Annotated in this window: 25 protein-coding genes; 14 read left to right on the top strand and 11 right to left on the bottom strand. The window is 70.9% G+C overall.

Annotated features, from left to right (window positions below; translation table 11 throughout):
- Nucleotides 1–79: 79 nt before the first annotated feature.
- The gene (locus ACK4YQ_RS15435; protein WP_409612423.1) at nt 80–1,495 is read right to left on the bottom strand and encodes an AMP-binding protein; all 1,416 of its coding nucleotides are present in this window, start codon (nt 1,493–1,495) and stop codon (nt 80–82) included.
- A gap of 236 nt (nt 1,496–1,731) precedes the next feature.
- Between ACK4YQ_RS15435 and ACK4YQ_RS15430 the strand changes: the two genes are divergently transcribed.
- From ACK4YQ_RS15430 to ACK4YQ_RS15415, 4 genes are all read left to right on the top strand, one after another.
- Nucleotides 1,732–2,334, top strand: a complete 603-nt coding sequence (locus ACK4YQ_RS15430; protein WP_409612422.1) for a hypothetical protein — start codon at nt 1,732–1,734, stop codon at nt 2,332–2,334.
- Between the two features lie 79 nt (nt 2,335–2,413).
- Complete coding sequence (locus tag ACK4YQ_RS15425) at nt 2,414–2,794, top strand: hypothetical protein (RefSeq protein ID WP_409612420.1); 381 nt, start codon at nt 2,414–2,416, stop codon at nt 2,792–2,794.
- Nucleotides 2,795–2,796: 2 nt separating this feature from the next.
- On the top strand, nt 2,797–3,510 hold the full coding sequence (locus ACK4YQ_RS15420; RefSeq protein WP_409612418.1) for a C39 family peptidase: 714 nt from the start codon (nt 2,797–2,799) through the stop codon (nt 3,508–3,510).
- The gene (locus ACK4YQ_RS15415) at nt 3,507–4,052 is read left to right on the top strand and encodes a hypothetical protein (protein ID WP_409612417.1); all 546 of its coding nucleotides are present in this window, start codon (nt 3,507–3,509) and stop codon (nt 4,050–4,052) included. The genes ACK4YQ_RS15420 and ACK4YQ_RS15415 overlap by 4 nt, the downstream gene beginning before the upstream one ends.
- Before the next feature lie 24 nt (nt 4,053–4,076).
- On the opposite strand, the gene ACK4YQ_RS15410 is transcribed toward ACK4YQ_RS15415, so the two are convergent.
- Together ACK4YQ_RS15410 and ACK4YQ_RS15405 are read right to left on the bottom strand one after the other, a co-directional pair.
- Entirely contained in the window at nt 4,077–5,438 is a 1,362-nt protein-coding gene (locus ACK4YQ_RS15410; RefSeq protein WP_409612416.1) for a transporter, read from the bottom strand.
- A 54-nt stretch (nt 5,439–5,492) separates the two neighbouring features.
- Nucleotides 5,493–6,041 (bottom strand): sigma-70 family RNA polymerase sigma factor, encoded by a 549-nt coding sequence (locus tag ACK4YQ_RS15405; RefSeq protein WP_409612414.1) that lies wholly within the window; start codon nt 6,039–6,041, stop codon nt 5,493–5,495.
- A gap of 411 nt (nt 6,042–6,452) precedes the next feature.
- On the opposite strand from ACK4YQ_RS15405, the gene ACK4YQ_RS15400 reads away from it, so the two are divergent.
- From ACK4YQ_RS15400 to ACK4YQ_RS15360, 9 genes are all read left to right on the top strand, one after another.
- The gene (locus ACK4YQ_RS15400) at nt 6,453–8,153 is read left to right on the top strand and encodes a putative bifunctional diguanylate cyclase/phosphodiesterase (RefSeq protein WP_409612413.1); all 1,701 of its coding nucleotides are present in this window, start codon (nt 6,453–6,455) and stop codon (nt 8,151–8,153) included.
- Nucleotides 8,150–8,905: a LysM peptidoglycan-binding domain-containing protein gene (locus tag ACK4YQ_RS15395; RefSeq protein ID WP_409612411.1), complete on the top strand. Its 756-nt coding sequence runs from the start codon at nt 8,150–8,152 to the stop codon at nt 8,903–8,905. Before ACK4YQ_RS15400 ends, ACK4YQ_RS15395 begins: the two co-directional genes overlap by 4 nt.
- 120 nt (nt 8,906–9,025) lie before the next feature.
- Entirely contained in the window at nt 9,026–10,834 is a 1,809-nt protein-coding gene (locus tag ACK4YQ_RS15390; RefSeq protein ID WP_409612409.1) for a protein kinase domain-containing protein, read from the top strand.
- Between the two features lie 9 nt (nt 10,835–10,843).
- Nucleotides 10,844–11,884 (top strand): type VI secretion system-associated FHA domain protein TagH, encoded by a 1,041-nt coding sequence (gene tagH / locus ACK4YQ_RS15385; protein ID WP_409612408.1) that lies wholly within the window; start codon nt 10,844–10,846, stop codon nt 11,882–11,884.
- A gap of 14 nt (nt 11,885–11,898) precedes the next feature.
- Complete coding sequence (locus ACK4YQ_RS15380; protein ID WP_409612406.1) at nt 11,899–12,669, top strand: PP2C family protein-serine/threonine phosphatase; 771 nt, start codon at nt 11,899–11,901, stop codon at nt 12,667–12,669.
- A gap of 75 nt (nt 12,670–12,744) precedes the next feature.
- Nucleotides 12,745–13,713: an HpcH/HpaI aldolase/citrate lyase family protein gene (locus ACK4YQ_RS15375; protein ID WP_409612404.1), complete on the top strand. Its 969-nt coding sequence runs from the start codon at nt 12,745–12,747 to the stop codon at nt 13,711–13,713.
- 162 nt (nt 13,714–13,875) lie between these two features.
- Nucleotides 13,876–15,108 (top strand): FAD-dependent oxidoreductase, encoded by a 1,233-nt coding sequence (locus tag ACK4YQ_RS15370; protein ID WP_409612402.1) that lies wholly within the window; start codon nt 13,876–13,878, stop codon nt 15,106–15,108.
- A 7-nt stretch (nt 15,109–15,115) separates the two neighbouring features.
- Entirely contained in the window at nt 15,116–15,472 is a 357-nt protein-coding gene (locus ACK4YQ_RS15365) for a YybH family protein (protein WP_409612400.1), read from the top strand.
- Entirely contained in the window at nt 15,469–16,548 is a 1,080-nt protein-coding gene (locus tag ACK4YQ_RS15360; protein ID WP_409612398.1) for a phosphotransferase, read from the top strand. The genes ACK4YQ_RS15365 and ACK4YQ_RS15360 overlap by 4 nt, the downstream gene beginning before the upstream one ends.
- A gap of 3 nt (nt 16,549–16,551) precedes the next feature.
- On the opposite strand, the gene ACK4YQ_RS15355 is transcribed toward ACK4YQ_RS15360, so the two are convergent.
- From ACK4YQ_RS15355 to ACK4YQ_RS15330, 6 genes are all read right to left on the bottom strand, one after another.
- Nucleotides 16,552–18,825 (bottom strand): TonB-dependent receptor, encoded by a 2,274-nt coding sequence (locus ACK4YQ_RS15355; RefSeq protein WP_409612396.1) that lies wholly within the window; start codon nt 18,823–18,825, stop codon nt 16,552–16,554.
- A gap of 348 nt (nt 18,826–19,173) precedes the next feature.
- The gene (locus ACK4YQ_RS15350) at nt 19,174–19,668 is read right to left on the bottom strand and encodes a c-type cytochrome (protein WP_409612394.1); all 495 of its coding nucleotides are present in this window, start codon (nt 19,666–19,668) and stop codon (nt 19,174–19,176) included.
- Entirely contained in the window at nt 19,668–20,162 is a 495-nt protein-coding gene (locus ACK4YQ_RS15345) for a methylamine dehydrogenase light chain (protein WP_409612392.1), read from the bottom strand. Before ACK4YQ_RS15345 ends, ACK4YQ_RS15350 begins: the two co-directional genes overlap by 1 nt.
- A 69-nt stretch (nt 20,163–20,231) precedes the next feature.
- Entirely contained in the window at nt 20,232–20,825 is a 594-nt protein-coding gene (locus tag ACK4YQ_RS15340; RefSeq protein ID WP_409612391.1) for a methylamine dehydrogenase, read from the bottom strand.
- Complete coding sequence (locus ACK4YQ_RS15335) at nt 20,822–21,388, bottom strand: MauE/DoxX family redox-associated membrane protein (protein ID WP_409612390.1); 567 nt, start codon at nt 21,386–21,388, stop codon at nt 20,822–20,824. Before ACK4YQ_RS15335 ends, ACK4YQ_RS15340 begins: the two co-directional genes overlap by 4 nt.
- A 2-nt stretch (nt 21,389–21,390) precedes the next feature.
- A complete protein-coding gene (locus ACK4YQ_RS15330) occupies nt 21,391–22,530 on the bottom strand; it encodes an amine dehydrogenase large subunit (protein WP_409612388.1) in 1,140 nt (379 codons plus the stop codon).
- Nucleotides 22,531–22,931: 401 nt separating this feature from the next.
- Here ACK4YQ_RS15330 and ACK4YQ_RS15325 point away from each other — a divergent pair, with 401 nt between their 5' ends.
- On the top strand, nt 22,932–23,309 hold the full coding sequence (locus tag ACK4YQ_RS15325; RefSeq protein ID WP_409612386.1) for a c-type cytochrome: 378 nt from the start codon (nt 22,932–22,934) through the stop codon (nt 23,307–23,309).
- An 11-nt stretch (nt 23,310–23,320) separates the two neighbouring features.
- Here the strand turns inward: ACK4YQ_RS15325 and ACK4YQ_RS15320 are convergent, their stop codons facing one another.
- Nucleotides 23,321–24,172: a MaoC family dehydratase N-terminal domain-containing protein gene (locus tag ACK4YQ_RS15320; protein WP_409612384.1), complete on the bottom strand. Its 852-nt coding sequence runs from the start codon at nt 24,170–24,172 to the stop codon at nt 23,321–23,323.
- Complete coding sequence (locus tag ACK4YQ_RS15315) at nt 24,172–25,398, bottom strand: CoA transferase (protein WP_409612383.1); 1,227 nt, start codon at nt 25,396–25,398, stop codon at nt 24,172–24,174. The genes ACK4YQ_RS15320 and ACK4YQ_RS15315 overlap by 1 nt, the downstream gene beginning before the upstream one ends.
- Nucleotide 25,399: the final 1 nt, after the last annotated feature.

Below are 25,399 nucleotides of genomic sequence, written 5' to 3'. Positions count from 1 at the left end.
CTCGATGAGCCGAATTGCTCCTACGTCGGACGGTCTCATAAACGCGACCGTTGACAGGTTTGCGACGCTTGGACGCGCGTCAACTCCCTCTGGGGCCGAACAGGTCGGCGTAGGTCTGGCGCAGGATGTTCTTCTGCACCTTGCCCATGGTGTTGCGGGGCAGCTCGCGGACGAAGACCACGCGCTTGGGCGCCTTGAAGGCCGCCAGCTTCTCGCGGGCCGCCGCGATCACCGCGGCTTCCTCGCCCTGGCCGGCGATCACGGCCACCACCGCCTCGCCGAAATCCGGGTGCGGCGCGCCGATCACGGCGCTTTCCTCCACCCCCGCCAGCTCGTCGAGCACCAGCTCGACCTCCTTGGGATAGACGTTGTAGCCGCCGGAGATGATCAGGTCCTTGGCCCGGCCCGAAATCCAGACCCGCCCGTCCGGGTCCACCCGGCCCACGTCGCCGGTGATGAACCAGCCGTCCGCCGTGAATTCCTCGGCGGTCTTCTCGGGCATCCGCCAGTAGCCGGAGAAGACGCTGGGCCCCCGGATTTCGATGACGCCGGCATCCTCCCCGCCGCCGATGCGAAGGCCGACGCCGGGGAGCGGAAAGCCGACGCTGCCGGCCACCCGCTCGCCATCCAGCGGATTGGTGGTGATGATCGCCGCCTCGCTCATCCCATAGCGTTCCAGGATGCGTTGGCCGGTGCGCGCCTCGAAGTCCTCGAAGGTGGATTCCAGCAGCGGCGCCGAGCCGCTGATGAACAGGCGCATATGCGCGGCCGCCTCGCGCGTGAAACCCGGATGAGCCAGCAGGCGCACATAGAAGGTGGGCACCCCCATCATCACCGTGGCCCTGGGCAGGGCCGCCAGCACCTGGGCCTCGTCGAACCTGTCGAGCCACAGCATCGGTCCGCCTGACAGGAGGGCGCAGTGCAGCGCCACGAACAGCCCATGGACGTGGAAGATCGGCAACGCGTGCAGCAGCACGTCGTCCGGCGTGAACCCCCAGGCCGCGTGCAGCGCCAGGGCGTTGGCGGCGAGGTTGCCGTGGCTGAGCATGGCGCCCTTGGAGCGGCCGGTGGTGCCCGAGGTGTAGAGGATCGCCGCCAGGTCCGACGCCGCGCGCGGAACCACCTCGTCCAGCGGCTCCAGGTCCTGCGCCTCCGCCGCCAGGGCGGCCGCGTCCCTGACGAACAGCGCCGGCTCGGCGTCGTCGAGGAAGTACTGGATCTCGGCCGCCGTATAGGCCGTGTTCAGCGGCAGGAACGCCGCGCCGACCTTCAGGGTGGCGAGCCAGAGCATCACCATCTGCGGGCTCTTGGGCGCCTGCACCGCGATGCGGTCGCCGGTCCGCACGCCCTTGGCCCGCAAGAGCGCCGCCAGCCGCCCCGCCCCCGCCTCCAGCTCGCCGTAGCTGACGGCGCCGCCGTCCGGCGTCAGGAAGCAGGGCTTCGCCCGATCCTGCGGGAAGCGCGAGGCGAACAGCGAGAAGAGGTTCTCTGACATGAGCCCATCCATAGACGCGGCGGTCGCCTTCGTCGCCCCGTCTTGCGCGGATTCGCCGGACCGCGCAGCGCGCCCGGTTTTCCACGCCGGATCAGTCATTTCGCCGGGGTCAAGCTGAGCCGCAATAACTAAAACGTGCGGCGAACTCCCGGCCGCGCGGCCCGGTTTCTTTGCGCAGGAGGGCGTCTGCCTCCGCCTGTGCTTTCACCCGTAGAACCGATCCCTGGGAGGGCTGTATGACCCGTATTCTTCTTGCGACCGCATCGGCGCTTGTCCTGGCCGCCGGCGGTTCGGCCGCTTGGGCTCAAGTGACGACCGACAACACCACCACCGACAACGGCGGCACGGCGACGATCACCGCCACCGACAGCTCCGGCTCCGGCAACACCGACAGTTCCAACTCCGGGAACACCGACAGCTCGAACTCCGGCAACTCGTTCAGCGTCGCCGATTCCGGCAACGACAACTCCGACAACTCCGACAATTCGGACAATTCCGACAACTCCGACAATTCGAACCAGGGCAACGACTACTCCGACAACTCGGACAACTCGGACAATTCCGACAACTCGACCACGACGAACACGACGACGGCCAGCCTGTCGCTGCAGTTCCTCAACGGTGCGGTCACCGGCGCGCCGGTGACGGCCGAAGGCGGCGACACCCAGGGCGGGCGCGTGCGGACGGGCGACATCGCGGCGGACGGCGGGTCCTATTCCGGCTTCGCCGGCATCCAGACCTCCAGCAACAACACGGGCCTGAGCTCGCTGAACCAGTCGGCCACGGCCCTTTCGGCCAACGCCAACATCAGCTTCGGCTCCCCGGCGGCGGCGCCGTAGGCCTGGGGTGCGGGGCCGGTCGGGCCGGCCCCGCCCTCGACCCCAGGGGTCCACGGTCGGGCAAGGTCGGAGGTTCGACATGAGAAGCCGATCATGGTGCGCAGCTCTGGCGGCCGCGGCCGCCGCGGCGGCGTTCGCCACCGGGCATGCGGCCGAGGCCCCGCCCGAGCCGGCGGCGCCGGCGTCCGCACCGTCGCCGTCCCCTCCGCCGACGCTCAGCCCCGCGGATCTCGAGGCCGAGACGGCCGGCGACGTCAACGTGATGTCGAGCCAGCAGCTCACCGCGACCAACAGCGGCAATTCGATCACCGCCGACACGGTCCAGTCCGGGGACATCGCCCTTACCGACAGCGCCTTCAGCGGCTTCAGCGGCGTCGGCAACTTCGTCTTCAACACAGGCGCGAACAACAACCTGCAAGGGGTCGTGAGCGTCAACATCGTGGGCTCGCCCGGCCTCTAGTCATGCGCCCCCTCGCGTACCTTTCGCCCGCGCTCGTGCTCGCGGCCCTGGCCGGCTTCTCCGCCCCGGCCGCGGCTCAGGTCGCCCTGGCCCAGGGCGGCGAGCTCTACGCGGTGCCGGTGACGAGCCTGCGCGACATCCCGTTCCGCACGGTGGTGCGCCAGCAGTACGACTACAGCTGCGGCTCTGCGGCCCTGGCCACCCTGCTGCACCATCACTACGGCCTGCCGGTCGGCGAGGCGGAGGTGTTCCAGACGATGTACGCGGCGGGCGACCAGTCCCGCATCCGAAAGGTCGGCTTCTCGCTCCTGGACATGAAGCGCTACCTGGAGGCGCGCGGCTATCCGGCCGACGGCTACAAGCTCACCTACGACCAGCTCCTGGCCCTGCGCGCGCCGGCCATCACCATCATCCAGGTCAAGACCTACCGCCACTTCGTGGTCATCAAGGGGGTGCGCCCCGACGAGGTGCTGGTCGGCGATCCGGCCGAAGGCCTTCGCACCTACCCTCGCGCGGAGTTCGAGAAGGTCTGGCAGGGCGTCGTCTTCCTGATCCGCGACGCCGCGGCGGTCTACAACGCCGAGGCCGAGTGGCGCCGCAACGCAGCGCCCCTGGACGCGCCGATGAGCGACGAGTCCCTGTCCGACTTCACCCGCCAGCTCCCCGTCATCAACCAGATCACGCCGGTGTTCTCCCTCAACGAGGTGCTCCGGTGAACCGCCTCGCGCCGACGCTGGCCGCGGGCCTTGTCCTCGCCCTCGGCGCGCCCGCCGCCGCCGAGCCCTTCGGACGGGTCGAGGCCGCCGCCCCCCTGGGCGAGGCGGCGCTCGACCAGCAGCGCGGGGGCCTGCGCACCCCCGACGGGCTGGAGTTCGGCTTCGGCGCGGTGGTGCGCACCTTCGTCGATGGCGCCATGGCGCTGGAGACCCACGTGACCTGGACCGACCAGGGTCCGGTGGAGATGTCCGGTCTCGGCGCCGCGCCCCAGGCCCTCGCCCTCCCCGGCGGCGCCGAGGCCTGGCGCGGCCTGGTGCTGCCGGGGGACGGCGGCGCCACCACGATCCTGCACAAGCTGGACGACGGCCAGGTGCGCAACGTGATCCTGAACACGGCGAACAACCGCGACATCCGCCAGGAGACCGAGGTGACCCTGAACGTGCCGGCCCTCGACGAGGTCCAGCGCCAGGCGCTCTCGGCCCAGACGGCCATGCGCCTGGACGAGGCCATGGCCGACGCCCTCAGCCACGCCGCCCGCTGACCGCCGGTTCGGCCGGCCGGCGTCTCAGTAGATCAGCGGCGCGCGCACGACGAAGCGCACGTCCGGCGCGTCGCTGGTGACGCCGAACTCGAAGTTGGCGCTGAGGGTGCGCATCTCGTTCAGCCGGTACGACAGCCCCATCAGCATCGAGCCCACCTGGATGCTGTTGGATTCCTGGAGCACGCCGTCGATCTCGGTCTTGGTCGGGAAGACGTAGTTGTGGCTGTAGCCCAGGGACACGGAGAACTTCGGATTGAGCGCCAGGCCGAAGCCCAGGTTGGCGCTGATGGAGTCGCCCGGATCCACCCGCCCGACGAACACCTTGCCCAGGGTCTTGTCGACGTCGTCGGCGATGTTGTGGTTGTAGCCCAGCCCCGCGTAGATCACCGCCGGATCGGTCGGGTAGAGCATGGTCAGGCCCGCTTCGGCGCCCCAGAACCCCGAGCCGCGCGCCAGGTCCTCGGCGATGCCGAACTCGTCATAGGTGACGTCGTAGGGCCCCTTGCCGGTCGGCGGCTTGGCGCGCACCGCGCCGATGAAGATCGGCGCGCCGTCGGCGCCGGTGTTGAGCTGGTAGCGCAGGGCCAGTTCGATGTCCCCCAGCCCCGCCCCCTGCACGTCCTGCGAGCGGGCGATGGCGTCGTTCTGCTGGCGCACCGTCGTCAGCCGGTCGCTGCGGTAGACGTAGGGAACGCGCGCCTCCAGCTCCAGGCGGTTGGTCAGGCCGTAGCGGCCGGACAGGGTGAAGACCCCGGAGTTGCGGTCGGCGTCGCCGGCCTCCAGCACCCCGAGCTGCACGCCCGGCACGATCTCGACCCCCCGATAGACCAGCCTGTTGGAACTGGTGCGGCTGTACTCGATGATCGGCTCCAGCAGCACCTGGCCCCTGGGGGTCAGCACGCCCGCCTGCTCGGGCATGGCCGCCGCCTGGCGCACCGGGCTTTCTTCGGGCGGCGCTTCGCCGACATGGCGCGGCGCGGGATTGAGGTCGCCGATGCTCAGGTCGGCCATCAGCAGGCGCTCGGCGCCCCGGCCGGACCCGCCCGCGCGCGCCGGACCGGGCGTCGTCTCCCGGGCCAGCAGCCGGTCGGGCCCCAGGCCCGTCAGGACCGCCCGAGACACCGCGCCGCCGGCGCGCTGGTCGTCCAGCGGCTCGGCCTGCAGCGCATGGATCGTGCGCTGCTGTTCGGCGATGACGGCTTCCTGTTCGCGCAGCCGCCGCTCCTGGGCGGCCATCCGCGCCTCGACCGCCCGCAGCCGCTGCTCCAGCTCCTGGGCGTCCTGGGCGCGGACGGGGCCCGAGGCGCCGGCGGCGGCCAGGACGGCGAGAGCGGCGGCGCCGAGGCCGCGCCCCCGTGCTCGATGCCAACGCCGCCAGATCTGCATTGAGGACCTCCGGGACCCGTTCGCAGCACCGCCCGCCCGATCGGCGGGCCTCGTTCAGGCGCAGAGATCCCTTCGCACGTCCGCATCGTCCGTCGGCCGGACGCGGCGGCCGGAGGCGTGCAGGTCGAAATCGACGATCTGGGCCAGCCGGCCGCGGGCGCGGTTGACCCGGCTCTTCATGGTGCCGACGGCGCAGCCGCAGATCTCGGCGGCCTCCTGGTAGCTCAGCCCCGAGGAGACCACGAGCAGCAGCGCGTCGCGGGAGTCCGGGCTGAGCTGATCGAGCGCCCGCAGCAGTTCGGCGTACTGGACCCGCCACTCCTGGTCCGGGGTGCAGGACAGCGTCGCGGCCCAGCGGCCGTCGACGTCCTCCACCGTGTCCCGGCGCTTGGCGGCCTGGGTGTAGAAGGCGTTGCGCACGATACGGTAGAGCCAGGCGCGCAGGTTGGTTCCCATCTGGTAGCCGTCGCGGAACCGCCAGGCGCGCACCAGGGCGTCCTGCACGATGTCGTCGGCTTCCGCACTGGAGCCGGACAGGCTCATCGCGTAGGCGCGAAGCCGCGGGATCAGCGCCACCACTTGATCTTGGAACAGGTCTTTCATCGACCACACCCTTGAGCGCAGCGGGCGTTCTTGTGCGCCCACTCTTTTTTCAGCCGCGCCGCCGCCCCCTGTTCACGGACGACCCATCGCCGATGGTTCGAAGTCACCCCCGGCCATGAAGTAGCTCGACTCTAGATTCGGCGGAGTCACCCTTCAAGTCCGACTTTTTGAAATCTTCACATCAATCCAAAGACATCATTGGAAAACGGATGTCGCAGTTGAACTTGCGACTGGTTTACTTCGCCTGCGGGCGCCGCAAAGCGGAACTGCGCCGGCTGAAGGCGACGGGCGCGGCCGCCGAAGGCACACGTTCTGCGTGCGTCACGAAACATTAGGCATGAAGATTCACCGGGCGGCAGCAACTGGTCCGCATGCTGTCCTGGGATTTCCGGGATCTGAGCGCAGCAACCTATGAGCAGGCAGTGGCTAGACGGCGCGTTCGCGCGCCTTCCGTTGCTCGGTTACCGCAGCAAGCTGCTGGCGGTGGCCGCGACGGCGGCCGCCTTCCCGATCGCCGTGCTGTTCGCCCTGGCGCGCGCGGCGCCGCAGCTCGCGCTCGGGCCGATCGTGGTCTGCGCATTGGCCGCCGCGGGGCTGGCGCTCCTGGTGCTGGCCCACCTGCTGCGCCCCGTCGCCGTCACCGCCGCCGCCCTGCGCGGCTGCGCCGGCGAGGACGAGGACGCCGATGCGCCCCGGCGGCGGGATGAAGCCGGGCGCATGATGCACGACGCCCAGCGCCTGGCCGCCCAACTGAACGCCCTGCGCCATCGCCTCGGCAACCGCCACGGCGTCAGCGGCCTTCCCACCCGCGAGCCCTTCTTCGCCGAAGTCGCCGACGACATGGCCGCCCATGTGGATCCGGTGGTGATGGGCGTGATCCGCTTCGTCGACTACGACCGCCTGGCGGCCTTCGACCAGGCCGCCGCCGACCGCGCCCTGGCCGCCTTCGCCCGGCGCCTGGAGAGCGCCGTGGCGCGCAGCCGGCCCCTGGCCCAGGTCGACCGCGACTGCTTCGCCGTCTGGTTCCGCGGCGCGGTCTCCTCGGAGACGGCGGCGGGCGAGCTGCAGGCGATGTCCTACGTCCTCCAGCAGGAGCTGGGCGACGGCGAACTCAAGCTGACGCCGCAGGTGGGCCTGGGCGCGGCCGTCTACCCCCGCGACGGCGGCGAACCGCACACCCTGATGACCCGCGCGATCGCCGCCCTGCCCAAGGCCGAGAAGGCCACCTCGGGCAAGCTCGCCTTCTTCTCCGCCCAGTCCACCGCCGAGGCGCGCGAGCGCTTCGCCCTGGAGCAGGACCTGCGCCAGGCCATCCGCCGCGAGCAGTTCCTGCTGCACTTCCAGCCCGTCGTCGACCTGGCGAGCGGCCGGGTCCGCGGCGCCGAGGCGCTTCTGCGCTGGCGCCATCCGGAACTGGGCTTCGTGCCGCCCTCCCACTTCATCCCGGTGCTCGAGCAGTCCTCGATGATGGACGAAGTCGGACTGTGGGTGCTGAACTCGGCCTGCCGCGAGGCCCGCGCCTGGAAGGACCAGGGCCTCGAGGATCTGAAGATGGCGGTGAACCTGTCGGCCCGGCAGTTCCATGATCCGGCGCTCAACGCCATGATCCTGCGCACCCTGGACCGCCACGGCCTGACGCCCGAGGCCCTGGAGCTGGAGCTCACCGAGACCGCCGCCATGGAGGACGCCGAGCGCACCCGCCGCCTGTTCGGCGACCTGCGCGGCCTGGGCGTCAGCGTGGCCATCGACGATTTCGGTGCGGGCTACTCCAGTCTGAGCTATCTGAAGAACCTGCCCTTCACCAAGTTGAAGATCGACCGCGAGTTCGTGACCCAGATTGACCAGCGCGCCGACAGCCGGGCCATCTGCAAGGCCCTGGTTGAGCTGGGCCGCGGCCTCGACATCGCGGTGCTGGCGGAAGGCGTCGAAACGCGCGATGAGGTGGAGACGCTCCGCAATCTCGGCTGCCAGATGTTCCAAGGCTACTATTTCGCCCGTCCCTTGCCCGCCGAGGGCTTCGTCCGGCTGGTCAACGACCCCGACTGGCTGATGCTGCTCGCCTCCCCGGTGCATCGCGAGCGCGCGGACCTGAGCCGGCGCGTGGCCGGATGACCCGCGCTGGCGGCATCCTGAACGTGCGAGGCTTCACCGCGGCCCTGCTGCTGGCCGCGACGCTGACGCTCGGCGCCTGCGCGACGGCCCCCAAGGCGCCGCCGCCCGCGCCGGCCGCCCCGGCGCCGCTGCGCGCCACCCCCGGCCTGACGGTGCAGCAACGCATCGAGAAGGTGGTCGAACTGCTCGGCCAGGGCGACGAGGCCCAGGCCAAGGTGGAGCTTCTGCAGGCCCTCGAGGACGAGCCGGGGCATCCCGCCGCCCGCAGCCTGCTGGGCCAGATCGAGGTCGACCCCAAGACCCTACTGGGGGAGAAGCACTACACCTATGTCGTCAAGCCGGGGGACACGATCTCCGGCCTCGCCGACCGCCTGCTCGGCGACCGGCTGATGTTCTACGCCCTGGCCCGCTACAACGGCATGACCAAGCCTGAGGAGCTGACCGCCGGCCAGGAGCTGATGATCCCCGGCTCGGAAAAGAAGGCCGCCCCGCCCGCGCCCCTGCGCAAGACCCTGCCGGCCCCGCCGCCCAAGGTCGCCGCGCCCCCCTCGCCCACCTCCGACAAGGTCAACGCCAAGGCCCGCGCGCGGGTCCTGCGCAGCAAGGCCCTGCAGAACATGAACAGCGGCGCCATCGACACCGCCGTGGCCCTGCTTCGCGAGGCGCTTCAGCTCGACCCGGAAAACTTCCTGATTCAGAACGACATGGCCCGGGCGCTTCGCATCCAGGCGGCCCTGCGCGCGCGTCCCTGACGCTTCGCGCGGATTTCCCGGTCCGGCGCTCGTCTTCCCTTAACCTCGGCGGTCTAGCCTGAGGCGATCGGTCGCATCGGCCGAGGCCCACGTCGCCAGGATCCGACAGGAGGACAGGCTGTGCTGAAACTGGTCGGCCGCTACGAGCTGCAGGAGCGCATCGGCGAAGGCGCGATGGCCGACGTCTATCGCGCCTACGACCCCAGCATCAATCGCGTCCTGGCCATCAAGGTGCTGAAGGGCGAATTCCGCCAGAACGCCGAGTGCGCGGCTCGCTTCCTGCGCGAGGCCAAGGCCGCCGGCGCCCTGTCGCACCCCAACATCGTGACGATCTACGACGTCGGCGAGGCCGACGGCTATCCCTACATCGTCATGGAGATGCTCGAGGGCGAGCCCCTCGACCAGGTGATCGCCCAGGGCCGCTCGCTGCCGGCGGACGACGTGATGTCGATCGGCGTCCAGCTGGGCGAGGCCCTGCACTACGCCCACGGCCAGGGCGTGATCCACCGGGACATCAAGCCGTCCAACATCGTCGTCGGCAAGGACGGCCGCACCATCAAGATCCTCGACTTCGGCATCGCCCGGGTGACCGAGGCCGACAGCCTGCGGTTCGAGGCCGAGACCCTGAAGACCCAGGTCGGCCAGGTGATCGGCACGCCCCGCTACATGAGCCCCGAGCAGGCCCTCGGCGGCGAGATCGACGGCCGCTCGGACCTGTTCTCGGTCGGCGTCGTCCTCTACGAACTGGCGACCGGCTGCAAGGCCTTCTCCGCCTCCAACGCCGGGGCCCTGGCCCTGCAGATCGCCCAGCAGGACCCCGCCCCCATCGACGCCCTCGCCCCGGACACGCCGCGCGGGCTGCAGTACATCGTCGAAAAGCTGCTGGCCAAGCGCGCCGACCGCCGGTTCGCCGACGGCGCCCAGCTCGCCGAAGCCCTTCGCCGGGAGCTGTCGGCCTACGGCGCGGTGCTGGACGAGGCCGAGACCAGGGGCCGGGCGCTGCCGCTGCAGCTCCGCGTCACCCTGGTGATGGCCACCATCACCGCCCTGGTGCTGTTCTTCAGCGTCGGCGGCGTGCTGAAGCGCCAGGACCAGGCGATGCAGCGGATGGCCCTGACCTCCGGCACGGCGATCACGTCCTTCGTGGCCAGCAACGCCTCCCTTCGCGCGGTGGAGAACGCCGCCCTGCCGCCGGGCGAGCGCGACTGGCTGCCGGTCGAGGCCTTCATCGCCGCCGCCTCCAGCGACCCCAACGTCCAGCAGCTCACCGTGGTCGACGCGGACGGCGTGATCCGCGCCGCCACCGACCCAGCCGAGGTGGGCCAGTACTACCGCGCCCCGACCGCCGAACAGGTGGTCGAGACCGACGGCGACCTGAAGGTCACCCGCACCCACGACGCCAAGGGGGCCGAGGGCTTCCGCTTCGTGCGCCCGATCACCTACGCCGGCCGCGCCTTCGGCCTCGTCGACGTCAGCGTCAGCAAGGCCGAGCTGACCGAGGCCGCGCGGCTGTCGCGCCTGCTTCTGATCGGGCTGGGCCTCGTCACCCTGGGCGCCGTCATCGCGGTGAGCTTCACCATGGCGCGGCTGCTCACCCTTCCGATCCGGCGGCTCAAGGCCGCCCTGGCCGACGCCGCGGACGGCGACCTCGACTTCCGCATCTCCCACCAGCGCAAGGACGAGTTCGGCGAACTGTTCGACGGCTTCAACCGCTTCGCCGCCTCCATGCAGGAGCGGCTGGAAGCGGCCGAGGCCCGAACGCGCGAGCTTCCCTTGGATGCGCCGGCGCGGAGCATCGCCCCGCGCAGGTCCGCGACGGCGGCGGCCCATGACCCGTTCGCCGCCCCCGACGACGACCTGGACAGCACCCGCCTCGACAGCGCCCGCCTGGACTCCGGCCCGCAAGCGGCGCTCGCCGCCTCCCGCTGAGGACTCCCCATGGTCACGCTCCGGCTTTTCCATCAGTCCGACCCGTTCCACCAGATCGAGTCGCGCATCCTCTCCGATGGCGAGCTGACGATCGGCCGCGACGCCGCCGCCGACTGGGTCATCCCCGATCCGGAGCGCTCGGTCTCGCGGGTGCACTGCGTCCTGGCGCGCAAGGACGGCCGGCTGTCCCTGCGCGACACCAGCTCCAACGGCGTGTTCGTGGGCGCCGACCGGCGCCGCCTTCAGCCCCTTGAGCCCGCGCCCATCGACGAGGGCGAGACGTTCCGCCTGGGCGGCTACCTGATCGTCATCGACAGCGGTTCGGACCAGCGCGCCGGCTTCGACGCGCCCTTCAGCCAGCCCATGCTGAAGCCGATGTCGGTGACCGGCGACGTGCTGGCGGTGCCGAGCGACTGGGCCTCGGCCGAGGTCCACGCCCCAGACGCCGGCCGCCCCCCCACCGACGGCTCGCTGCTGGAGGCGTTCTGCGAGGGCGCCAGGCTCGACGCCTCGGCCTTCTCCGGCGAGGACCCGGCCCAGGTGATGCGACGGCTTGGCGCGGTCTACCAGCAGATGGTGCTCGGCCTGTCGGACCTGATGAGCGAGCGCACCACGCTCAAGACCGAATACCGTATGACCCGCACCACCGTTCGGGCCGAGGGCAACAATCCCTTCAAGTGGGCTCCCGCCCACCGGGTGGCGGTGGACCTGCTGCGCGCGCGCGACGACGGCTTCCTCTCCGGGCCTGCGGCGGCCAGGGCCAGCTTCGAGGACCTGAAGAAGCACCTGCTGTGCATTCTCGCCGGCCTGCGCGCCGCCCTGGGCGAGACGCTGGAGAGCCTGGACCCCGCCGCCATCGAGGAACAGCTCAAGGGTCGCTCCTTCGTGCTGCAGGGGCGCGCCGCGGCCGCCTGGGCCGAGTACCAGAGGCTCTACGCCGACGTCCGCCGCCAGGCCGACGACGATCCGGACGGGCCGGTCAGCCGCGCCTTCCGCGCCGCCTACGAGCGCCAGCTCCAGGAGCTTGACGCCCTGGGCCCCGTCCCGTGACGGCCCTGTCAGCCATGCGCGCACCGCCTGCCGACGTCACGCCCATTCCGCAGTCCCGCAGGCACGGCCTGGGCCTGCGTTCGGTCGCCCGGACCCATGCCGGGACCGTGCGCACCCTCAACGAGGATCGCTACATCGAGCGGCCCGACGTGCGGCTCTGGGCCGTGGCCGACGGCATGGGCGGGCACGAGGCCGGCGACGTGGCCGCCGCCCTGATCGTCGAGACCCTGGCCGAGGTCGCCGCGCCGACCTCCGGCTACGGCTTCCTGAACGGGGTGTGCGACCGCCTGCAGGCGGTCAACCGCGAGCTCGTCGAGCGCGCCGCCGCCCTCGCCTACGGCTCCCTGATCGGCTCCACGGTCGTGGCGCTGCTGGCCTACGACGACCACTACGCCTGCGTCTGGGCCGGCGACAGCCGCATCTATCTTCTGCGCGACGGCGCGCTCGAGCGCCTGACCCGCGACCACAGCGTCGTCCAGGAGATGGTCGACAGCGGCGTGATCCGCGCCGAGGAGGCCCAGGGCCACAGCCGCTCCAACATCGTCACCCGCGCGGTCGGCGCAGGCGAGCCGCTCGAGCTGGACGTGCGCCATGCCGCGATCCTGCCCGGCGACGTCTTCCTTCTGTGCTCCGACGGCCTGACCGGCGCGGTGAGCGACGAGGAGATCCGGCGCATCCTGGCGGCCATGCCGCTGGAGCGCGCCGCCGACGGGCTTCTGGCCCTCAGCCTGGACCGCGGCGCCCGCGACAACGTCACCCTGGTGCTGGTCGCCGCCGAGGCCTGAACCGCCAGATCGCGCCTGGGCGGGGGGCGCATGCGCTGCTAATCGGGTCGCGTCCCTGCCGCGATCGAGAGCGCCATGTCCCAGCACGTCGTCCCCGCCCGCCTGAACCGCTCGCAGCTCGCCGTGCCCGGCTCCTCGCCGCGGTTCATCGAAAAGGCCGCGACCAGCGCCGCCGACGTCGTGTTCCTCGACCTGGAGGACGCCGTCGCGCCCCCCGACAAGGAAGCCGCGCGCAGGACCGTGATCGCCGCCGCCCGCGACGTGGACTGGGGCGACAAGACCCTGTCGGTGCGGATCAACGCCCTCGACACCCCCTTCATGTACCGCGACCTGATCGAAGTGGCCGAAGGCGCGGGCGAACGTCTGGACCTGATCCTGGTCCCCAAGGTCAACAGCGCGGCCGACGTGCACCTGCTGGACGTGCTGCTCACCCAGATCGAGGCCGCCGTCGGCCGCAGGAAGCGCTTCGGCCTGGAGCTGCAGATCGAAACCGCCGAGGGCCTGGTCAACGCCGAGGCCATCGCCCGCGCCAGCCCCCGGGTCGAGAGCCTGCACTTCGGGCCCGGAGACTTCGCCGCCTCGGTCGGCGCGCGCACCACCTCGATCGGCGGGGCCGTGCCGGACTATTCGATGCTGGGCGAGCCGGACGTGAACGGCCTGCGCGCCCTCTACATGGGCGATCCCTGGCACTATGTCCTCGCCCGCATCGTGGTCGCCTGCCGGGCCGCGGGCGTGCGGCCCATCGACGGCCCCTACGCCGACTTCAAGGATCCGCTCGGCCTGGAATGGAGCGCCCGCCGCGCCGCCGCGCTCGGATTCGACGGCAAGTGGGCGATCCACCCGACGCAGATCGAGGCGCTGAACGAGGCCTTCAGCCCCCGCCCGGACGAAGTGGAGCGGGCCCACCGCATCCTCGCCGCTCTCGCCGAGGCCGAGACCGCCGGCCGCGGCGCGGTGGTGCTGGACGGCAAGATGATCGACGCCGCCTCCATCCGCCAGGCGCAGATGATGGTGGAGAAGGCCCGCCGGGTCGGCGGCGCCTGACTTCGCCAGGCGCCGCAACGTCATCATTCTCCAAGCCCGATAAGCGCTTGCGCGACGTGACGGCAGGACTCCAAAGTTCGTGACCACGACACCGGCCCGTCCGCCCCAGCGGCGGAGAGAGCGCCGGACGGGAGGAGACGCGAGCCAAGGAGGCGCTGCCGCGTGCAGACCTTTGACCTGATCATCGTGGGCGGCGGCATCGGCGGCTCGGCGCTGGCGGCCGTGATGGCGCGGGCGGGCAAGTCGGTCCTGCTGCTGGAGCAGACCGAGGTCTATGTCGACAAGGTCCGCGGCGAGTGGATCGCGCCCTGGGGCGTGGCCGAGGTCCAGCGCCTGGGGCTCTACGACCTCCTGATGGGCGCCGGCGGACATCACCTGACCCGCCACATCACCTATGACGAGACCCTGCCGCCCGAGGCGGCCGAGGCCGCTCCCCTGCCGCTGGGCATCTTCAAGGAAGGCGTGCCCGGCCCCCTGTGCCTGCGCCACCCGATCCATTGCCAGACCCTGTTCGACGCCGCCGCCCAGGCCGGGGCGAGCGCCCTGCGCGGGGTTCAGGTGTCCGAGGTCCGCGGCGGCGAACGGCCGGGGGTGACCTACCAGCACGGCGGCCGCACCCATCAGGCGCAGGCGTCTCTCGTCGTCGGGGCCGACGGCCGCACCTCCCAGGTGCGCGAGGCCGCCGGCGTCAAGCTGCACCAGGACAAGCCGCACCACTGGTTCGCCGGCCTCCTCGTGGAGGGCGCAGAGGGCTGGGCCGACGATCTGCAGGCGATCGGCACCGAGGGCGACTTCGGCTTCCTGGCCTTCCCCCAGGGCCAGGGCCGCGTGCGCGTCTACGGCGGCTATCCGCTGGAGCAGGCGCAGCGCTTCAAGGGGCCGGACGGCCCGCGCCGGTTCCTGGACGCCTTTTCCATGGCCTGCAGCCCGCCCAACCGGCACCTGGTGGCCGGCCGCCCCGCCGGGCCGCTGTTCAGCTACTTCAACGCCGACGCCTGGACCGACGAGCCGTTCGCGCCGGGGATCGTGCTGGTCGGCGACGCGGCCGGCTGGAACGACCCGATCCTGGGCCTGGGGCTGTCGATCACCTATCGCGACGTGCGGATCGTCTCCGAACTCCTGAAGGGCGAGGACGACTGGAGCGCCCTGTCCTTCGCGCCCTACGCCGAGGAGCGCGCCGAGCGGATGCGGCGGCTGAGGTTCGTGGCCAAGCTGCAGGCGACCATCGACATGGAGTTCGGCGAACGGGCCCAGGCCCGCCGCCGGGACCTCTTCGAACGGTCCGCCGCCGACCCGTCCCTGAAGGCCGCCGCCTTCGCCGTGATGGCCGGGCCCGAGACCCTGCCGCCGGACATGTTCACCGAGGAGCACCGCGCCCGCGTCCTGGGCGCCTGAGGAGCCCATGAGCGCCATCGACATCGCCGACTACAACGCCCGCTGGCTGAAGGCCTGGACCGACAAGGACGTGGACGGACTGTGCGCCTTCTACGCCCCCGACTGCGTCTACAAGGACCCCCAGACCGCCGCGGGTCTGACCGGCCAGGAGGCCCTGCGCGCCTACCTCACCGGCCTGTTCGCCGCCACGCCGCCCATCACCTACACCCCCGACGAGGTCTGGCCGATCCCCGGCGGCTTCTGCGGGCGCTGGTACTGCGAGGTGGGCGGCGGCGGCGGCCGGCTGCGCGGCTTCGACCTCGTGATCCTCGACGGCGACCGCATCGCCCTGAACGAGGTCTACGTGCACCAGATGCCCGCATGAGCCGCCCCGACATCCGCAGGCCCGGCGCGATCGACGCGCGCTGGCTCACCGAGGTGCTGCAGGCGGCCGGCGTCGACGCGGTGGTGAAGGGCTTCAGCGCCGGGAACGTCGGCTCGGGCCAGATCGGCGAAAGCGTGCGCTTCAAGCTCGACTACGAACGCGCGGGCGAGGATGCGCCGGCCTCGATGGTCGGCAAGTTCCCCTCCCCTGGCGAGGAGAGCCGCGCGACCGGGGTAATGCTCGGCAACTACATCCGCGAGGTGCGCTTCTACCAGCAGCTCGCCCCGACGGCCCTGATCCACACCCCTCGCTGCTACTTCACCGACGTCGACGAGGCGACCAGCGAGTTCGTCCTGATGATGGAGGACCTGGCGCCGGCCGAACAGGGCGACCAGCTCAAGGGGGTCAGCCTCGACCAGGCGCGGCTGGTCACGCTCGAGGCCGCCAAGCTGCACGCCTCGCACTGGGGCGACGACGGCCTCGACGAGCTGCCGTGGGTGTCCGGCTCCAAGGCCGCGCCCTCCAGTCCGGTGAGCGGCGAGATGGTCGCCATGCTCTGGAAGGGCTTCTGCGACCGCTATGGCGAGCGCATGGAGCGCGACTGGATCGAGGTGGGCGAGCGGATGGCCGCGCGCTTCGAGGCGCTGGCCGAGATGCACGACGGTCCCCGCTGCCTCACGCACAACGACTTCCGGCCGGACAACATGATGTTCGCCAGCGCCCGCGGCGGCTATCCGGTGACGACCCTCGACTGGCAGAGCTACGCCTACGGCGCCGGGCCGACGGACCTGGCCTATTTCCTGGCCGGCGCCCTGCCCGCGGACGTGCGCCGGGCGGCCGAGCCCGAACTCCTGGGTCTCTACCACCGCGAGCTGACCGCCAGGGGCGTCGCCGGCTACTCCATGGACGACCTTCGCCGCCACTATGGCCAGGGCGCCTACCTTCTGTTCCTCACCGCCTTCTTCGCGGCCATGGTCGTCACCCGCACCGAGCGGGGCGACGCCATGTTCCTGCGCATGCTTGGCGGCGCGGCCGAGCACATGCTGGACCATGGCATGCTGGAGGCCCTGGCCTGACCCTCAGAACGTCCAGTTCAGCCGCACACTGACGAACCTCGGCCGGCCGTAGTATTCCTCGATCATGCCGATCCAGTCGGACAGGTCGAAGGTCTGCACCAGGTATTCCTCGTTGAAGAGGTTCTTCACCGACAGGCTGAGATTCCAATCGCCGTCCGTGGGGGTCCAGGTGGCCGAGGCGTTGGCGACGACATAGCCGTCCTCGGTGGTGGCCGGGGTCACGTCCAGGCTGAAATAGTGCTCGGACTGGTACTGGGCGTCCGCCTGCAGCGCCAGGGTCCCGGCCTCGCCGATCGGGAATTCGTACCGCGCCAGGCCGTTGATGTTCCACTTCGGCGTGTTCACCGAGGTCAGCGTCTGGCCCGGGAAGCCGATCACGTCGGTCACCTCCACGTCGGTGTAGCCGACGCCCAGGCGCAGATCCATGCCGGCCAGCGGCGAGCCCTCGATCTCGATCTCCCCGCCCTTGTTGACCGCCTGGGCGTTCACGGTGGCGCTGCCCAGGCCGCCGGGGAAGTTCGTATAGGCCTGATAGTTGGAGTAGTCGTAGTAGTAGAAGGCCGAGTTGATCCGCAGCGCGCCGGGGATCGCGTCCCACTTGGCCCCCACCTCGTAGGCGTCGAGGATCTCCGGGTCGTAGCTCAGGAGCTCCGGCGTCACGATCAGCGCCGAGGTGGGGTCGAACGGCGGCTGGCTGAAGCCCCCCGACTTCACCCCCCGGTTCCAGCTCACATAGGTCAGCAGGTCGGGCGTCGGCTTGTAGTTGAGCTGCAGCCGCCCGGCCCACAGCGAGTCCTCGCGTTTCTCCGGATCGAAGACGGTGTAGGTCGTCTCCACCACGGTGCGCGAGTCCAGGCCGCTGGTGGCGTTGGCGGCGAACAGCACGTCCTCGCGCCGCGAGACGAAGTCGCGGCTTTCCGAGATCCAGCGCGCCCCGGCGATCAGCGTCCACTTGTCGTTGAACTGATACTCGCCCTGGCCGAACACCGAGAACGACTTCGTCTCCGAGCTGGAGGGCGTGCGGTCGCCGTTGGCCGGAAGCTGGTCGACCGGCAGGCCGTAGAGGTCGGCGTAGTAGCCGGGCGCGATCCCGCCGGTGGAATCATCGCTGGACAGGTCCATGTAGTAGAGGCCCGCCACGAAGTTCAGCGCCCCGAAGGTGCGGCTGGCCCGCAGCTCCTGGGAGAACTGCTGGGCGTCGTTGGTCTGGTAGTATTCGTAGTAGCGCGTCGGCGTCGCGTCGGTGTCTTCGATGTAGTCGCGGAACACGGTCTGGTAATCGGTCAGCGAGACGAAGTCCCAGCCGCCGAACGCCCACTTGACCGTCCCGGTCACGCCGAACAGCTCGGAGATGTTGTGGCCGCGGGTGTTGTAGTCCCCCGCCCACACGTCGCCGTCGGTGTCGATGTAGCCGCCGAACAGGGGGTTCAGGGCTCCGGGCGTGGGCACGCCGCCCCCGTTCACCGCCGAGACGTATTCGAAGAATCCGGTGCGGATCTCCTGCCCTCCGCCGCGGATGTTGAACAGGACGCTGAAACTGTCGGTCGGTTCGGCCAGGATCTGCAGGCGCGCGCCGTAGTCATTGTTGTTGTTGAGTTTTTCTTCCGGGTGCTCGCGGTTGGTGATGTAGCCGGTGCTGGTGTGCACGCCGGCCGACAGCCGCGCCGACAGCCAGTCGTTGACCGGCATGTTGACGGCGCCCTGGATCACCAGGTCCGAATGCTCGCCGCCGGCGACGGCGCCGAAGCCGCCGAACTCCTGGCCCGGCTTGGCGGTGGTGTACTGCACCAGGCCGCCCGTGGCGTTGCGGCCGAACAGCGTCCCCTGCGGTCCGCGCAGGATCTCCACCTGGTCGATGTCGAACAGAAGGAAGCCCGTGCCCGACATCTGGCTGATGTAGACCTCGTCCACATAGACCGCGACCGGGCTCTCCACGTTGGTCGTCAGGTCGTTGTTGGCCACCCCCCGGATGGCGAAGGAGTAGTTGCCCTCCCCGTTCGGCTGCACCGAGACCACGCCGGGAGCGAAGGCCGCCACGTCCTGGGCGTTGGTGTAGCCCAGCGCCTGAAGCTGGTCCGCGCTCAGGGCGGTGATGGCGATCCCCACGTCCTGCAGGTCCTGCGCCCGCTTCTGGGCGGTGACGAAGATCTCCTCGACGAGGACCTGCGCCTGCGCAGGCGCGCCGGCCAGGGCTCCCAGAGCGGCGCCCGCCACGCCGCAGTTCAACAGACGGCGCGACAATGGGCGGCGCGCCAGGTCGTTTGCAGACACATTCATCACGATCCCCCGCAATAGGGCGCAAAAATCCCCGCCTCCGGAAAGGGCATATACCTCGCCGGACCACGCGATTTCCTGGGCTTGCGCCGCACCCTTGAAACAGATCGATGGTGAAGGCAGTTATGAGAGAGTCAATTACTTTGCCATCGACAAACATCATCAGATCGTCACATTGCACTGATTCACAATAACTTAGGCATCGCCTGCCTCGGCTTCGCACATACTTTCAATTCAAAGTAATATGGGCGTGCGAAGGCGCCCGATGCCCACGTCACAGCGCGACAACGGCTCCCCGGCCGCACGGCCGGTCCGCAAGGCTCCCCCCATGGGTACGGTGTTCTTGCCCTGTCAGGGCCAGGGATAGTCGGCGATCACGACGCCGTTCTTGGCCAGCCGCGCCGCCAGCGCCCGCCGATAGGCGACGACGTCGACGATGTGGGCGGCCCGCAGCCGGCCCACCTCTTCGGCGGTGAAGGGCTCGGCCTCCTCCGCCGCCCACTCCTCGAGCACGTAGTTCATCACCGCGGCGAGTTGGGCGTCCTTCAGCCCCGAGCCGGCGACGCCGGGCACGTGCATGAGATAGGCCCGGCCCTCCCCGTCGCGGGCGATCTTGCCGACCGAGCCGGGGAACGGCGGAACGCCCGCCTCCGGAGCCCCCAGCCCATCCGTGCGGTGGCAGCCGGAACAGCGCAGGAGGAAGAGCGACTTGGCCGACATGCCGTCGACCAGCTCGTAGGTGGTCTTCGGCGGGGCCGGCTCGTCGGCGGCCAGGGCCGAGACCGCCGTGACGGCCACGGCCGCGGCCAGCGCCGCACCCGCCAGCACGCCCGCCCGCCGGCTCATCACTCGGCCACGCCGACCACCAGGGCGACCGTGCAGTGGTAGCCCTTGTTGGCGTTCGACATGCACCAGTTGATGTCGTTGTGCAGGCCCATGGAATAGCCCGGCCGCTCGCCCTCGCTGCGCAGGCAGAACTGCGCGCCGGAGAAGGCGGTCTTCCCGCAGCAGTCGTAGTAGGAAATCATGTAGTCGCGCTTGTCGCCCGGGTTGTGGCAGGTGCCCACCCACGACACCAGCGAGGCTTCCGCCCCGACCGGGCAGCTCGACTTCGTCCCTCCCGCCGTGGTGCACAGGAAGCCGTCAAGAGCGCAGTAGCGCCAGTAGTCGCAGCTCTTGTCGTCGTCCACTCCGCCCCCCGCGGCTGGGGTCGAGGCGAAGGCGCGGTCGAACGGCAGCGTCGTGGCCACCGCCCCGCCCACCAGGAATCCGCCCACCTTGGCCAGGGCGCTGCGACGGCCGTGGCGGCGGGCGCTGGCGCGGGCGCCGGAGAGCACCACATCGTCAAGAGCCTTACTGAACCGACTGAAGAAATTAGACAATTTCCATTCTCCTGGTTCGATCGGTCGTCATTCGGCGGCCTGGGCCGCGGCAAGGTGTTGAAGCGAGGGCGCACCCACGGCCAGGGCGGTGAACAGGCTCTCGAGCTGTTCGCGGTTGTTCACCAGCCCCTTGGCGCGCACGACGCCGGACTTGTCGGTCAGCACGGCGAAGGGCAGCCGCTGCACGCGGTAGGTCATCCCAAGGTCCGTCGACAGCACATAGGGAAAGGCCGACAGCTTCTGCTTGGCGATGAAGGCCCGGTGCTTGTCCGCCTCCCCGTCGCTGGCCAGCACCACCTCGAGCCAGCCCGCCTCGTCGGCGCGGATGCTGGCCAGGACCGGCAGCAGTTGCTTGCACACCGGGCAGGTGGGCGAGAGGAAGAACACGAGCTGGGCGCGCGTCCCGGGCGCGCCGATCGCCACCTCCGCGCCGGTCAGGCTGGGCAGCAGGAAGGCGCGCGCGGCCTCGCCCACCTGCGGGCCGGCGCTGTCCATCAGCGCGCCCATCGGCGAGATCCGCTCGTAGAGGACGCCGATCTGGCGAAGCATCACCCAGATCACCCCGGCCATGACCAGGACCAGGACCCACAGGGCGGCGACGGCGAAGACGAGGGCGTTCATGCGGCGCCTCCCAGCCCGGCTCCGGCCGCCAGGCGCACGTCAAGCCGCATCCGCCGGGCGTTGGCGGACAGTTGCTCCATGCCTCCCCAGACCAGGAAGGCGACGAGGCCGACGCCCCAGGCCGACATCACTTGGCCCCAGCCGGCAGGCGCCGCCAGGCCGAACGCCGCGGGGGCCAGGCAGCCGGCCAGGACAAGGTTGCGGACCACCAGCGCCCAGCTCAGCGGCTCCGGCGCGCCGCCGCAGCCGCAGTCGATCTCGGTGCGGCCGCGGGCGAGGTTGACGCCCATCGCCGCCGCATAGGCGACCAGCAGCCCCGCCCCCGCCCCGGCCCCGGCCATGCGCGACGGTTCGAGCGCCAGGGCGGCGGCGGCGGCGAACTCGGCCGCCGGCACGATCCGCGCCAGGGCCCGCAGCGCCCCCTCCGGCGCCAGGCCGTAGTCGGCCAGCACGCCCTCGAACCGTCCCGCGTCGCCGGCCTTGTGCAGCGCCGCGCGCAGAAAGATCAGGGCCGCGAGCACGCAGGCCGTCGCCGCCGCCATCCGGGCCAGGTCAGCGCTCATGGTCAGGGCGCCACGACATAGCCGGCCTCTCTCAGCTCGATCTGGTGGGTGAGCTTCGCCGCGAACTTGGCCGTCGGATCGACCTCGAAGCGGAAGAGCCCGCCCTCATGGCCGTTGACGCCGAACACCAGCGGGGCCTTGCCCTGGGTGACGGCCACATGGGTCAGCCCCTTCGCCACCGAGCGGTAGAGCACTGTCTTCTTGGCCAGGTCGACGGCCCAGATCTCCTCGGAGGGGTTCTTGTGGCTCCCGTCCTTGGCGCCCGAGTGCATCAGCACGAACATGACCCCATAGGGCGCGCTGTAGCTCATCACCTCGTAGCCGCCGGGGGCCCAGTCGCCGGGCGCCCCCGCCGCGATCGGGATGGTCTCCACCAGCTTGGCCGCGGGGCCCTTGTCCGACACGCGGTAGAGCACGCCCTTGTAGGACAGGAAGTAGAGGTCGCCCTTCACCCGCTGGGAGTGGACGAACAGCGGGTCCTTCTCGACGTCGAAGATCTTGTCGCTGTAGGCCTGCCCCGTCGGCTTCCCGTCCGCGCCGACCTTCACCGTCAGCATGGTCCCGTCGCCGCACAGGCTGGAGAAGCCGCTGCCGTCCTCCGCCGGAATGATGGTCCAGCACCCGGGGATGGGAGCCTCGGCGGTCACCGCCCCGCTCTTCAGGTCGATGATGGACACCGAGGTCGCCGGCGTGGCGTTCTGCACATAGGCGCGGCCGCCGTCCGGCGTGACCTGCAGCGCGCCCTGCATCGCCGCGGTCTGGGCGAACTTGGCCGGGATCTCGATCTCCTGCGTCGTCTTCAGGGTCGAGATGTCGAAGGTCTGGAGCACCGCCTCGATCGGACCGTAGGTGATGCGCTTGGGAAAGGCCGAGGCCGAGTAGCCGACGTCGCCCTTGGCGCCGAGGGCGAACTGGCCGGTCATGCCCGTCGCGTAGTTGCCCTTGTAGCTTAGGTCGTCGGCCGAAAAGATGCTGATCGCCCCCGCTCCCGCCCAGGACGGCGAGGTGACGTAGACGTTCGGCCCAGGCTTGATCGCCTGTTCGACCTTCAACTCTTCAGGCGCGATCGGCTCCTGCGCCAGGACCGTACTGGAGATCAGCGCCGCAATGACGCCGTAGGCCGCGCCCCATCTTCCCGACATCAATCATCCCCGCCCAAATTGACCGCCTAGACCGCCTGAAGCGCGCGCTCATCCCTCGCGAATGCCTGAGAGAACGCAAGCCCCTCTGTCGAAGTAGACCTGATCAGAGCGCCCACGGCGGCGTCAACTGACCTGGGCGAGTATTCGCGCCGTCGAGCCCAAATACCTGCCGTGAAGCTTGACTGTGAGGTCTTTGTGGGCGCCGGGCGGCGCCCAACGCCGCGGACTTGTGCGCCCGGCCCGCGCAACGCCCGCGGATTCGCCGTCGCGATCCGGCGCCGCCTGGGTTCGCGGCGCCGGGGCGCTGCGAAGGTGCGGCGGCGCTTCGCCGCTTTGGCGGGGCCCGGCCGCCGCCTAGTGTGCGCCTGCGGCGTCGGCCGCGGGGAGTCGGAAGAGGCGCGATGTCAGTTGGATTGGTTCGAGCCGCGGTCCTGGGCGCGGTCCTCACCCTCGCCGCGGCGGGCGGCGCCGAAGCCGGGGCCGCCGAAGGCGAGGCGCTCTTCAAGCGCCATTGCGCCGTCTGCCACTCGGCCACGCCTGACGAGGTGATCTCTGGCCCCAGCCTGGCCCGCCTGGTCGGCCGCAAGGCCGGGTCCGCCAGGGGCTATCCCTATTCGCCGGCGATGAAGGCGGCCGGCCTGACCTGGAGCCCCGCCGCCCTGGACGCCTTCCTGGCGGCGCCGCGCAAGGCGGTGCCGAAGACCACCATGGCCTTCATCGGCCTGCCCAACCCCGCCCAGCGGGCCGATCTGGTCGCCTATCTCGCCACCCTGAAGTAGCCGCCGGGGCGTCAGGCCTCGCCCGTCGCGGTCATGCCGACCGTGCCGTCGGCGCGGATCGCCCTCACCTCCCCCTCGGCCTCCCCGCCCGTCAGGCGGATCGGCTGGCCGGCGAACATCGGCGACTGGGCGCGGAAGGCGAAGGTCCTCAGGCGCCGGCCCGCGCGGGCCTCGGCGAAGGCGTGCAGCCGCGCCGCGGTGAAGGGGCCGTGGACCACCAGCCCCGGATAGCCCTCGGCCTCCCGCGCGTACGGCAGGTCGTAGTGGATGCGGTGGCTGTTGAAGGTGACGGCGGAGAAGCGGAACAGGTCGACCGGTCCCGGCGTCCACACCATGTCGCCGGGCGCCAGCGCCTGCAGCCGCGGCTCCACCGCCGGCGTGCGTCCGCCTTCGGCGCGGTAGACGATGGTCTGGCGTTCGGCCACGCAGGTCTCCTCGCCCTGGGTGATGGCGCGGTCGACCTCCACGAACACCAGGTCGCCGCTCTTGCCCGCCCGGTGGCGCACGTCGGCGATGGTCGCGGTCAGCCGGGCCGGCTCGCCCAGCCTCAGCCGGGCGCCGAACCCCATGTCGGCGGCGGCGAACATCCGCCGCGGCAGCGTCACCGGCGGCAGGAACCCGCCGCGCCGGGGGTGGCCGTCGGGTCCGATCTCGCTCCCGGCGACGACGGGCAGGAAGAAGGCCCAGTGCGCCAGCGGCGGCTGCACCCGCTCCACCTCCAGGTCGGCGCCCACGGCGGCGGCGAAGCGGCGCAGCGCCTCGGGGTCGAGCACCTCCTCGTGGGTCTCGACCCTGCCGATCCAGGCGCGCCAGGCCTCGACGTCCTCGGCGCTGACGGCTGCGGGCGAAGGGGTCTGGCTCATCAGCGGGTCTCCGGGCCGGCGACCAGGCCGGCGTCGTGCAGTCGTCCGATCTCGCCCGACGACAGGCCTAGCACCTCGGCCAGCACTTCGTCGGTGTGCTGCCCCAGCCGCGGCGCGGGCGCAAGGGCGCCCCGCGGCTCGCCGGCCAGGGTGCCGGGCGGGCCGGACGCCGGATAGGTCAGGCCGCTCGGGTGGGCGATGGTCTGGAAGACCGGGTTGGCGGTGAACAGGCGCGCATCCTGCGTCGCGGCCTCGTGGAGGCTCTGGTAGGGCCCCCAGGTGACGGCCTCGGCGTCGAGCATCGGCCCCAGCTCGGCGCTGGTTCGCGCGGCGAAGGCGGCCTCGAAGTGCGGGAAGAGGCGTTCGCGGTGGGTGAAGCGGGCGCCTTCGTCGCGGGCGAAGTCGACCCCCAGGTCCGCTTCGAGCGCGCCCACCGCCGCCGTGAGGCCCAGGGCCGCCACCAGGCCCCGCCACTGCTTGGGCGTGATCGCCACGACCATCAGCCGCCGCCCGTCGGCGCAGGCGAAGTCGCGCCCGAAGGCGCCGAACAGGCTGTTGCCCAGGCGTGGACGATCCGCGCCGGTGGTCAGCACCTCGGCCAGCTGCCCCATGTGCGCCAGGCTGGCGGCGGCGAGGTCGGAGAGCGGCACGCGCACCTCCCGCCCCTGGCCGCTGGCCCGGCGGTCGTGCAGCGCCGCCATCAGGGCGAAGGCGCCATAGGCCCCGCCCAGCAGGTCCCAGGCCGGCAGCACGTGGTTCACCGGTTCGTCGCGGTCGACGGGGCCGGTCATCATCGGCACGCCCACGGCGGCGTTGACCGTGTAGTCCATGGCGGGGGCGCCGTCCGCCCAGCCCATCACCCGCACGCAGATCATGTCGGCGCGGCGAGCCTTCAGGCGCTCGTAGGACAGGAAGCCGTCGACCGGGTAGTTGGTGACGAAGAGCCCCGCGTGCTCCCCCGGGGCCGTGGCGATGGCCACCGCCAGCTCGCGGCCTTCCGGGCTCGACAGGTTCAGCGCCACCGACTTCTTGGCCTTGTTGAGCCCCTCCCAGTAGAGGCTGTCCCCCGCCTCGGTCAGCGGCCAGCGGCGGAAGTCTGGGCCGCCGCCGATGGAATCGAAGCGGATCACCTCCGCGCCCATCTGGGCCAGGTGCAGGCCGCAGGTCGGGCCGGCCACGAACGCCGCTCCCTCCACCACGCGAAGCCCCTTGAGAAGTCCGTACATG

This window comes from Phenylobacterium sp. (assembly GCF_046291545.1).
Lineage (GTDB): Bacteria > Pseudomonadota > Alphaproteobacteria > Caulobacterales > Caulobacteraceae > Phenylobacterium.
Note: the sequence above shows the minus strand (reverse complement) of the source record. Positions and strands in the feature narration are given on the sequence as shown.

Coding starts and splice junctions, on each gene's coding strand:
- ACK4YQ_RS15435 (WP_409612423.1), bottom strand. CDS start 1,495: ATGTCAGAGAACCTCTTCTCGCTGTTCGCCTCGCGCTTCCCGCAGGAT.
- ACK4YQ_RS15430 (WP_409612422.1), top strand. CDS start 1,732: ATGACCCGTATTCTTCTTGCGACCGCATCGGCGCTTGTCCTGGCCGCC.
- ACK4YQ_RS15425 (WP_409612420.1), top strand. CDS start 2,414: ATGAGAAGCCGATCATGGTGCGCAGCTCTGGCGGCCGCGGCCGCCGCG.
- ACK4YQ_RS15420 (WP_409612418.1), top strand. CDS start 2,797: ATGCGCCCCCTCGCGTACCTTTCGCCCGCGCTCGTGCTCGCGGCCCTG.
- ACK4YQ_RS15410 (WP_409612416.1), bottom strand. CDS start 5,438: ATGCAGATCTGGCGGCGTTGGCATCGAGCACGGGGGCGCGGCCTCGGC.
- ACK4YQ_RS15405 (WP_409612414.1), bottom strand. CDS start 6,041: ATGAAAGACCTGTTCCAAGATCAAGTGGTGGCGCTGATCCCGCGGCTT.
- ACK4YQ_RS15400 (WP_409612413.1), top strand. CDS start 6,453: ATGAGCAGGCAGTGGCTAGACGGCGCGTTCGCGCGCCTTCCGTTGCTC.
- ACK4YQ_RS15395 (WP_409612411.1), top strand. CDS start 8,150: ATGACCCGCGCTGGCGGCATCCTGAACGTGCGAGGCTTCACCGCGGCC.
- tagH (WP_409612408.1), top strand. CDS start 10,844: ATGGTCACGCTCCGGCTTTTCCATCAGTCCGACCCGTTCCACCAGATC.
- ACK4YQ_RS15380 (WP_409612406.1), top strand. CDS start 11,899: ATGCGCGCACCGCCTGCCGACGTCACGCCCATTCCGCAGTCCCGCAGG.
- ACK4YQ_RS15375 (WP_409612404.1), top strand. CDS start 12,745: ATGTCCCAGCACGTCGTCCCCGCCCGCCTGAACCGCTCGCAGCTCGCC.
- ACK4YQ_RS15365 (WP_409612400.1), top strand. CDS start 15,116: ATGAGCGCCATCGACATCGCCGACTACAACGCCCGCTGGCTGAAGGCC.
- ACK4YQ_RS15360 (WP_409612398.1), top strand. CDS start 15,469: ATGAGCCGCCCCGACATCCGCAGGCCCGGCGCGATCGACGCGCGCTGG.
- ACK4YQ_RS15355 (WP_409612396.1), bottom strand. CDS start 18,825: ATGAATGTGTCTGCAAACGACCTGGCGCGCCGCCCATTGTCGCGCCGT.
- ACK4YQ_RS15350 (WP_409612394.1), bottom strand. CDS start 19,668: ATGAGCCGGCGGGCGGGCGTGCTGGCGGGTGCGGCGCTGGCCGCGGCC.
- ACK4YQ_RS15340 (WP_409612391.1), bottom strand. CDS start 20,825: ATGAACGCCCTCGTCTTCGCCGTCGCCGCCCTGTGGGTCCTGGTCCTG.
- ACK4YQ_RS15335 (WP_409612390.1), bottom strand. CDS start 21,388: ATGAGCGCTGACCTGGCCCGGATGGCGGCGGCGACGGCCTGCGTGCTC.
- ACK4YQ_RS15330 (WP_409612388.1), bottom strand. CDS start 22,530: ATGTCGGGAAGATGGGGCGCGGCCTACGGCGTCATTGCGGCGCTGATC.
- ACK4YQ_RS15325 (WP_409612386.1), top strand. CDS start 22,932: ATGTCAGTTGGATTGGTTCGAGCCGCGGTCCTGGGCGCGGTCCTCACC.
- ACK4YQ_RS15320 (WP_409612384.1), bottom strand. CDS start 24,172: ATGAGCCAGACCCCTTCGCCCGCAGCCGTCAGCGCCGAGGACGTCGAG.
- ACK4YQ_RS15315 (WP_409612383.1), bottom strand. CDS start 25,398: ATGTACGGACTTCTCAAGGGGCTTCGCGTGGTGGAGGGAGCGGCGTTC.